The 8,690-nt window shown below is 38.0% G+C and carries 7 protein-coding genes and 2 pseudogenes; 7 read left to right on the plus strand and 2 right to left on the minus strand.

Features of this window, described 5'->3' with window-relative positions; translation table 11 throughout:
- Positions 1-172: 172 nt before the first annotated feature.
- A complete protein-coding gene (locus ACMZ6U_RS07885; protein WP_416107706.1) occupies positions 173-967 on the minus strand; it encodes a peptidylprolyl isomerase in 795 nt (264 codons plus the stop codon).
- 117 nt (positions 968-1,084) lie between these two features.
- A pseudogene (locus tag ACMZ6U_RS07890) lies at positions 1,085-1,894 on the minus strand (IS982 family transposase).
- A gap of 115 nt (positions 1,895-2,009) precedes the next feature.
- Between ACMZ6U_RS07890 and ACMZ6U_RS07895 the strand changes: the two are divergent.
- From ACMZ6U_RS07895 to ACMZ6U_RS07925, 7 genes and pseudogenes are all read left to right on the plus strand, one after another.
- The gene (locus ACMZ6U_RS07895) at positions 2,010-3,041 is read left to right on the plus strand and encodes a hypothetical protein (RefSeq protein WP_416107707.1); all 1,032 of its coding nucleotides are present in this window, start codon (positions 2,010-2,012) and stop codon (positions 3,039-3,041) included.
- A 77-nt stretch (positions 3,042-3,118) separates the two neighbouring features.
- Entirely contained in the window at positions 3,119-3,247 is a 129-nt protein-coding gene (locus tag ACMZ6U_RS07900; protein ID WP_416107709.1) for a hypothetical protein, read from the plus strand.
- Positions 3,248-3,393: 146 nt separating this feature from the next.
- A complete protein-coding gene (locus ACMZ6U_RS07905) occupies positions 3,394-4,053 on the plus strand; it encodes a YutD family protein (RefSeq protein WP_416107710.1) in 660 nt (219 codons plus the stop codon).
- Between the two features lie 9 nt (positions 4,054-4,062).
- Positions 4,063-4,590: a VanZ family protein gene (locus ACMZ6U_RS07910; protein WP_416107712.1), complete on the plus strand. Its 528-nt coding sequence runs from the start codon at positions 4,063-4,065 to the stop codon at positions 4,588-4,590.
- Positions 4,591-4,828: 238 nt separating this feature from the next.
- Positions 4,829-6,643, plus strand: a complete 1,815-nt coding sequence (locus tag ACMZ6U_RS07915) for an ABC transporter ATP-binding protein (RefSeq protein WP_416107714.1) — start codon at positions 4,829-4,831, stop codon at positions 6,641-6,643.
- A complete protein-coding gene (locus tag ACMZ6U_RS07920; protein ID WP_416107716.1) occupies positions 6,633-8,378 on the plus strand; it encodes an ABC transporter ATP-binding protein in 1,746 nt (581 codons plus the stop codon). The genes ACMZ6U_RS07915 and ACMZ6U_RS07920 overlap by 11 nt, the downstream gene beginning before the upstream one ends.
- 131 nt (positions 8,379-8,509) lie before the next feature.
- Positions 8,510-8,676, plus strand: a pseudogene (locus ACMZ6U_RS07925) (IS5/IS1182 family transposase); the annotation flags it as partial.
- Positions 8,677-8,690 lie beyond the last annotated feature (14 nt).

Genomic DNA, 8,690 nt, shown 5'->3' on the forward strand with positions numbered 1-8,690 from the left:
CTTCTAATGATGGTTTAGTCGCTTTTCATTATAAGTCATGTGGTATTTTTTTTATACAGTCAAAAGCCCTATGACATTCGCAGTGGATTTTACCCACTACAGTCTTATAGAGCCTAAAAAACACAGGTAGTGCTTGATGGAATCATCAAGCACTACCTGTGTTTTGTATTTATTATTTCTTAGCCTCTTGTTTTACTGTGATTTTTTTAATTGTAACCTCTTCTTTAGGTTTATCACCATCACCAGTTTCAACAGCAGCAATTTTATCCACAACATCCATACCAGAAATCACTTGGCCAAAGACGGTATAACCACCGTCTAGACTTAAATTACCACCATCTTTATAAGCTTCAATGATTGGTGCTGGGTAATCCCCTTCTTTGAGCTGGTCAGCTTGATTATTAGGATTTTGATTGATGAAAAATTGACTACCGTTGGTATCAGCACCAGCATTGGCCATAGCAAGAGCACCTCTGAGGTTGAAAAGAAACGGAGTGACTTCATTTTTAAACCCTGTTCCTGAATCAATCTTGTTATCTTTACCATTCCAAATCGACTGACCTCCGGTTCCATCACCATTTGGGTCGCCTGTTTGAATCATAAAATCTTTGATAACCCTATGGAAGGTTAGACCATCATAGTACCCCTCTTTAGCATGGGTTATGAAGTTTTCCACCGCTAGTGGGGCGTATTTAGGGAAAAGTTTAATATTAATATCGCCCATACTTGTCGAGAGGATAACTTCACTCTCATCCTTAGAGATCTTATTAGAGAGTTGAGGAAAGGCATCTCTTCCTGATTTTAAAGCTTTTTGGATATCTTTTTGATATTGATCACTAGTTTCTTGAGACTCTTCTAGAGCATTTTTTTGATTAACATAATCATCACCCTTTAGGGAGCGCTCGATCTTATCACAGCCTGTTAAAAAAGCAATACCAACTAAACTGATTAGATATAATTTTTTCATAGTAACCTCTATCTAAGTGTATAAATCAATGAAATTATACCACAATTATTCTTTATTTTGATGAAAGAACCTATGAAAACCTTTTAAATGTTTTAAAATATAGGCAAACCCGTGGTGCTAGTTGATTTCAAAATATCTCAAATGATAAGCCATTATGATTTGTTCGATTCTCAATTGTAGTCCCCTAATGCTTCTCGTCAACGTGTGCTCAATATCAAATAGCGCACAAAGTTCAGAAAAGCGAGTTTCGATCGTTCTTCTCATGGCAAGTAACTGTCAATGATTATGCTGTTCTAACCTATCTTTTAGTTCTTGACTGAGGTAGCCTAAATCGGTAAGAACTATAGATTGCCTACAGCCTTCTAGGAGTTCATCAACGACTTTAATATCGTGAACAAGGGCTGGTGTCACAACATAGTTGAGAATAATCCCCGCCAAAGTGACCAACATATGGACTTTAAAACCATAGAACCAAAGGTTTTTAGCGGTATTATACCCAATATCAGCGACATCATTGAAAAGCTTGGCGCTATGATTGCGAATAGGCTGGCAAAGTGGCAATGGAAAACTGTCCATAATCACAATAGTATCTGGCGAGATTGCCTCACTCAAGGCTTGTCGAATGAGTTGAACCAACCAAATCAATTGTTTTGTTCGTCTATTAAAGCGACTTCTTTCTAGTAAGTTATGACCAAAGAAAAGGTGACAAATCCTGTAAAAACGGCGTTGTGATGTTATCCCTAACGCAGCTTGAAGTAGCAATAAAACAAGCAGTGACTCATCTGAAACTTTGGCTAAACCGATATTGCGACGATGTTTCAACGAATCGGGGCAGTAGGTCCGATAAAATTGAGAACTGATTTGGGATAATTATTTGATATTCCATTGTAAATGATGGGATTTAGCGGTATACTGTAAGTGGCTCATTAGGACTACCTCCTGTTTGTTTTGTCACTTACAGTATAGTCCTTTTGGGCTTTTTATTGTTGTTGAAAATCAACTAGCACCACGAGTAGGCAAATATTAATAAAAGGAGATAATTATGGCTACAAAAGAAGAGTGGACAGGATTATTCGAGACTGTTGTGGGACGTAAACCGACAGCAGATGAGTTTATGGCAGCCAAAGAGGGAGGATTTGCCCCTTCACAAATCATGAGTATTGCTGCTTTTCATCAAAATCAAACAGATTCAGTCGAGACAGCACCTGCTAATGACAAGTCAGTGGTGGTAGATAAGCCCCAAGCTAAACAACCCGTGGGCGGTGTTAGTTCCCAAATCCCTAGTGTTAATCAGACTACTAGTGGAACGACTAGGTCATCGTTTGATCTTGGTATGATTTTAGCAATTGTTTCATTAGTATTATCCTTGGTTTTCCTATTAGCAGCTTGGTTGACTCCATTTGTGGTGACATTCTTGGTACTTCCCATCTTAAATCTTATTTTTGCCGGAGTTATTCTTTTCTTGAACCTTAAGAAACCAGGAAAACCATTGTCTATTATTGCGACAGCCATAGCAGGTCTTGTTTTGCTTTCGCCTTTAGGGGCTCTGATTTTCCATCATTCACAAGAAAATCAAACTAGCATTGATGAACAAAAAATAAGCCAAGAAACTGATAAATATAAAGAAACTGATTCAGATGAGGACGATAAAGATTCAGAAGATGCTGGTGATGACAAGGCAGACAGTACAGATGTTAATGATTACATTGATAATAATGCTAAATTTAATTGGACAGAAAAGAATTTTTCAGCCCTAAAATTTGCTGGTTATGATAACAAGGAAGGCACAGGTCTAAAAGAAGTCATCAAAGACCATGGCAAAGCAAATAATGCGGAAGTTTCAGGGAATGACATGACCTTAACTTACGAATCAGGAAGTGGTGCTAATCGTAAAGAAACACGTCTTCGTTTTGAAAAACAATATGATGGTCTCTTTATTTTAACGAGTGCTAATGCTTATGGAATTAGTGAGACTATCAAGCTAAATACTCAATATAAGTCTAACTGGACAAAGGAAGACTACGATAAATTATCAGAGGGTGACCGTGAAACAGGAAATGGGGGCGCTAAATGAACTGATGTTCAAAAAAATACGGTAATCCTAAAGATGCTTTCGTTCACTTATCTAACTATGGAGATTGCATTTCTACAATGCTAGATGTCACTTATAGTGATTATAACTCTGCTGATTCTAAGCTGACCTATGTTTCTATTGATTTTGTTGAAAAAGATGGCGAGTACTACCTCGTTCATAAATACTCAGATCAGGATGAAGACTAATGACAAACAGGCTTGGACCTGTTTTTTTATATAGTCAGGAGATACAAAAATACTTAAATAGTGTATAATAGTAGGGATTACGACAAAGAAAAATAGCTAAATAATTTTGAAAGACGCATTTAGTGGCTAAATAGAAAGGATTTCTCTTGCGAAAAGAAGTTTTACCCGAGCAACTTAACTATAATAAATTCCCAGGGCCTAGATTTCTTCATTTTGGAGACGTGGTTAAGAGTGAAGATGATGCCATTAATTTTAAATTGGTTCATAATGAGAAGGATGCTTTTAATCCGGAGACATTTGGGCAACGCTTTTCTGAGCTTCTTTTAAAATACGATTATCTTGTTGGTGATTGGTCTAGTGACCAACTGCGTTTAAAGGGCTTTTTTATTGATGATCATAATATTCGAAAGTCAAGTCGACAATCTCGGATTGATGACTATTTAAAAGAATATTGTGCTTTCGGTTGTGCCTATTTTATTTTAGAAAATGAGCATCCGGTAGAAATGGTCTTTGAGGAAGAAAAACTTCCTAAACGCAAACGGAATCGTAAGCGCAAATCCCCTCGCTCTGTAGTTGATGGTAATGCTGTTCGAAAAGAGATTGAAAACCCTAAGAAACTTAAGAAGCCAAAATCGTCTAAACAGAAGGCTAAGTCCTCACAGTCTGCGAATGACAATGAGCATTTTTCAAGTCGAAAACGTCGCTCAAAAATGCAAAATCAGAATCAAAAGAAGGATCGTTCTGTAAAAGATTCTGATAGGGCTGGCAGTCAGCTTCAACATTTTACCATTCGCAAGAAAAGTTAGAAGAATCGTATGATGTTAGGACAATTTTTTAATAAAAAAGCTCAGCTAAAAGCAAATTATCGAAAGTTTATTTGGATGCTAATGATAGCCTATAGCTGTTTCATTGGGATGATATGTTTCATGTCCCAACCATCCATTGAAGGTGTGACGACACCGAATGTTATTTATCTTGGTCGCCTAAGATTATTGCTTGTACCATTCAATTCTTTTATATATTTCAATGAGTTGGATACCTTATGGGAAAAGTTTTGGGTTGTGGGACAAAACATTGCCAATGTTTTTCTACTTTATCCTTTAGGGATTTGTATTCACTTACTGTGGGATAGCTGGTCAGGGCTTAAAAAGTCTTTATTACTAGGCTTAAGCATGAGTGCTTTTATTGAAGTGACACAGTTATTGCTAGACTTATTATTTGATTTTAACAGGGTTTTTGAGATAGATGATTTATGGACAAATGCTTTAGGAGTTTTTTTAGCCTATCTAACAACAAGATGGGTAAAAAATAGACAGTTGTCAAATAAACATGATTTAAATTAATATGCTATACTTTTAAAGTTAAAAAGACTATAATAATAAAAGTTGTTATCTCTTCTATAAGGCTATTTTGAGGGAATACAGGAGTTTCAATAGAATTGGCGCCTGACCGGTTAGTGCTTATTGAGAGGATGGCCAAGTGCTTATAACATGATTCCTTGATAGAATCAAATCGAACACAAAAAACGGGAAGTGGAAATATCCTCAGTATTATCGAGGGTGCAAGCCACTCCCTTTTCCTATGGAAGAAAAGGAGAGTTATGGAAAAGAAAATAGGGAGAAAAAAGTGAAACCAAAGAATATTTTAGTCAGGCTAGGTTGGTTTTTTAGACTCGAGAGAAAAGCCTATTTGATTGGCATTATTTCCTTGATGTTGGTATCAGTGCTTAATCTTATTCCTCCAATGATTATGGGGAAAGTGATTGATAAGATTACAAGGCAGAGTTTGCAAGAAACTGAGCTATTGTGGCAGTTATTCTTGTTGGTTTTAGCAGCGGTCGGTATGTATGCTTTGCGTTACGTTTGGCGGATGTACATTCTTGGGACATCTTACCGTTTAGGACAAATCATGCGGTCGCGTTTATTTGAACACTTTACTCGTATGTCACCTTCTTTCTATCAGAAGTATCGTACTGGTGATTTGATGGCTCATGCGACTAATGATATCAATGCCTTAACACGCTTAGCTGGTGGAGGGGTTATGTCAGCAGTTGATGCTTCAGTCACTGCAGCAGTGACCCTCTTGACGATGTTTTTCAGTATTTCATGGCAAATGACTTTAGTAGCGATCGTTCCTTTGCCATTTATGGCTTATGCGACCAGTCGTCTTGGACGTAAAACGCACAAGGCTTTTGGAGAGTCTCAGGCCGCTTTCTCAGAGCTTAATAACAAGGTTCAAGAGAGCGTTTCTGGTATTAAAGTCACTAAGTCTTTTGGCTATCAAGAACAAGAGTTAGCCTCTTTTCAAGAGACGAATGACATGACTTTAAAAAAGAACATGTACACTAAAAAATACGATGTTCTCTTTGATCCACTCGTTCTTTTGTTTATTGGATCCTCCTACACCCTTACCTTGGTTATGGGATCAGTTATGGTTTCAAAAGGACAAGTTACCGTGGGTAATTTAGTGACTTTTATTACTTATCTTGACATGCTGGTTTGGCCATTGATGGCGATTGGTTTCTTGTTTAATATGGTGCAACGTGGAACGGTCTCTTATGATCGTATCGAAAACTTGTTAAACCAAGAATCTGATGTTCAAAATCCTGAAAATCCACTGCCCAGTATTCAAAATGGGGATATCATCTTTGCTATCAATCATTTTGATTATGACGATGCTTCTTATACGACTTTAGAAGCTATTCATTTCACCTTGAAAAAAGGTCAAACGCTTGGTTTGGTTGGTCAGACAGGATCTGGGAAAACAACCTTGATTAAGCTACTTCTTCGTGAGCATGATGTCACAGATGGAAAAATCATTTTAGATGGTCACGATATTAAGGATTACAATCTTTCAGATCTTCGTCAACTAACAGGTTATGTACCTCAAGATCAGATGTTATTTGCAACAAGCATTATTAATAATGTTCGTTTCGGAGATATCAATTTAGATATTGACAGGGTTGAGCGTGCTACACAGTTGTCTCATGTTTATGATGACATTAAGGCTATGCCAGAAGGTTTTGAGACCTTGATTGGTGAAAAAGGGGTTTCCCTATCGGGTGGTCAAAGGCAACGGATTGCCATGAGCCGTGCCATGATTTTGGATCCTGATATCTTAATTTTGGATGATTCACTTTCAGCTGTTGATGCTCGAACAGAACATAGCATTATTGAAAATTTAAAGGCTAGTCGTCAGGATAAGACAACTATTATTTCTGCCCATCGTCTCTCAGCAGTGGTTCATGCAGATTTGATTTTAGTCATGCAGGATGGTCATATTATTGAGCGTGGTAACCATGAAGAGCTCTTAGCACAAGATGGTTGGTATGCTCGAACGTATGAGTCACAACAATTAGCAGAAGCCGTAGAAGAGGAGGTGGGTTATGACATCTAAAGGTCAACAATGGCAAGTTTTTAAACGATTGATTGGTTATTTGAAGCCTTATAAATTATGGACGATTTTAGCCTTATCCTTGCTCTTATTAACATCAGTAGTCAAGAGTTTGATTCCTCTAGTTGCATCACACTTTATCGACCAATACCTGTCTAACATCACAGGTGTTGCCGTTATGGTTTTGGTCGGATACTATGGCATGTATCTCTTGCAGACGGTGATCCAGTATTTGGGAAATTATTTCTTTGCGCGTGTGTCTTACAGTATTGTCCGTGATATTCGTCGCGATGCCTTTGCTAATATGGAAAAATTAGGCATGTCTTACTTTGACCAAACACCAGCAGGAACCATAGTCTCTCGTATTACCAATGATACAGAGGCAGTCAGTGAGATGTTCTCAGGTATTTTATCGAGTTTCATTTCAGCCATATTCATCTTTACGGTAACGCTTTATACCATGTTAACTTTGGACGTGCGTTTGACTGGATTTGTGGTCCTCTTTTTACCACTCATCTTTATTTTGGTTAATCTCTACCGAAAACGTTCTGTTGTCATTATTGCTAAAACACGAGCTTTCCTAGGGGAAATTAACTCAAAATTAGCTGAGAGTATTGAAGGAATTCGTATTATTCAAGCTTTTGGTCAGGAAGCGCGTCTCCAAGAAGAATTTGATGCCATCAACGACCAACATTTTGATTATTCAAGACGCTCAATGTCCTTAGATAGTCTCTTCTTGCGCCCTGCCATGAGTCTCTTAAAACTCTTAGCTTACGCTGTTCTGATGGCTTATTTTGGTTATCGAGGAAATGACTTAGGGATTACAGCTGGGATGATGTATGCCTTTATCCAATACATTAATCGTCTCTTTGACCCGCTGATTGAAGTGACACAAAACTTTTCAGTTTTACAAACCTCAATGGTATCGGCTAGTCGTGTCTTTGATTTGATTGATGAGACAGGTTATGAGCCAAAACAGGAAGCTCAAGATATTCAGATGACAGATGGTAACATCGAGTTCAAGAACGTGTCTTTCTCATACGATGGCAAACGTCAGATTCTCAATGACATTTCCTTTAAAGTCAATAAGGGTGAAACCATCGCCTTTGTCGGGCCAACAGGATCAGGGAAATCATCCATTATTAACGTCTTTATGCGTTTTTATGAGTTCCAATCCGGTCAAGTGTTAATCGATGGGATTGATATTCGCAACTATCCAGCTCATGATTTAAGGGATAATGTTGGACTGGTTCTTCAAGATCCATTCTTGTATCATGGGGATATTAAATCCAATATTGCGATGTACAAAGATTTGACGGACGAGGAAATAAAAGCAGCAGCAGAGTTTGTTGATGCAGATCAATTTATTCAAAAATTACCAGACAAATACGATCATGCCGTCGCAGAACGTGGTTCAGGCTTCTCGACAGGACAGCGACAACTCCTTGCCTTTGCAAGAACAGTTGCTGCACAACCCAAAGTGCTTATCTTGGATGAGGCGACAGCCAATATCGACTCTGAAACGGAGACATTGGTGCAGAATTCTCTTGAAAAAATGCGCCAAGGTCGCACAACTATCGCGATTGCCCACCGCTTATCAACGATTCAAGATGCTGATTGCATTTACGTATTAGATAAGGGAAATATCATCGAAAGTGGTCGCCACGAAGACCTTCTAGCTCTAGGAGGAACCTACCAGAAAATGTATCAATTACAAGCTGGTATGATGGAAGATTAACGTAAAAGGTGTATTGTGTATTCAATGCACCTTTTATGTTTCTTTACAAGAATAATTATGGGCACCTCTAAAAACTCCCTAACTTTCCCAAAAATGAGATAATAGAATCAAAAGTAATGAGGAGAGCTGTCATGCATTTATTCACAGACGATGAAAAAATCTTGTCAAAACTATCAGAGAAAGGTAATCCCTTAGAACGTTTGGATGCCATTATGGATTGGAACATCTTCCTTTGTTGTCAGAGTTATTCAGTCGTAAATATAAAGTCATCAGTCGTGGCGGTCGTCCTCACCTAGACTAGCTCATGATGTG

Origin of the sequence: Streptococcus pluranimalium, assembly GCF_047785745.1 — a bacterium.
In the GTDB taxonomy this organism is placed as follows: Bacteria; Bacillota; Bacilli; order Lactobacillales; family Streptococcaceae; genus Streptococcus; species Streptococcus pluranimalium_B.

What these genes read in the sequence shown, in the direction of transcription:
- ACMZ6U_RS07885 (WP_416107706.1), bottom strand. Translation starts at nt 967, where the DNA reads ATGAAAAAATTATATCTAATCAGTTTAGTTGGTATTGCTTTTTTAACA.
- ACMZ6U_RS07895 (WP_416107707.1), top strand. Translation starts at nt 2,010, where the DNA reads ATGGCTACAAAAGAAGAGTGGACAGGATTATTCGAGACTGTTGTGGGA.
- ACMZ6U_RS07900 (WP_416107709.1), top strand. Translation starts at nt 3,119, where the DNA reads ATGCTAGATGTCACTTATAGTGATTATAACTCTGCTGATTCTAAGCTG.
- ACMZ6U_RS07910 (WP_416107712.1), top strand. Translation starts at nt 4,063, where the DNA reads ATGATGTTAGGACAATTTTTTAATAAAAAAGCTCAGCTAAAAGCAAAT.
- ACMZ6U_RS07915 (WP_416107714.1), top strand. Translation starts at nt 4,829, where the DNA reads ATGGAAGAAAAGGAGAGTTATGGAAAAGAAAATAGGGAGAAAAAAGTG.
- ACMZ6U_RS07920 (WP_416107716.1), top strand. Translation starts at nt 6,633, where the DNA reads ATGACATCTAAAGGTCAACAATGGCAAGTTTTTAAACGATTGATTGGT.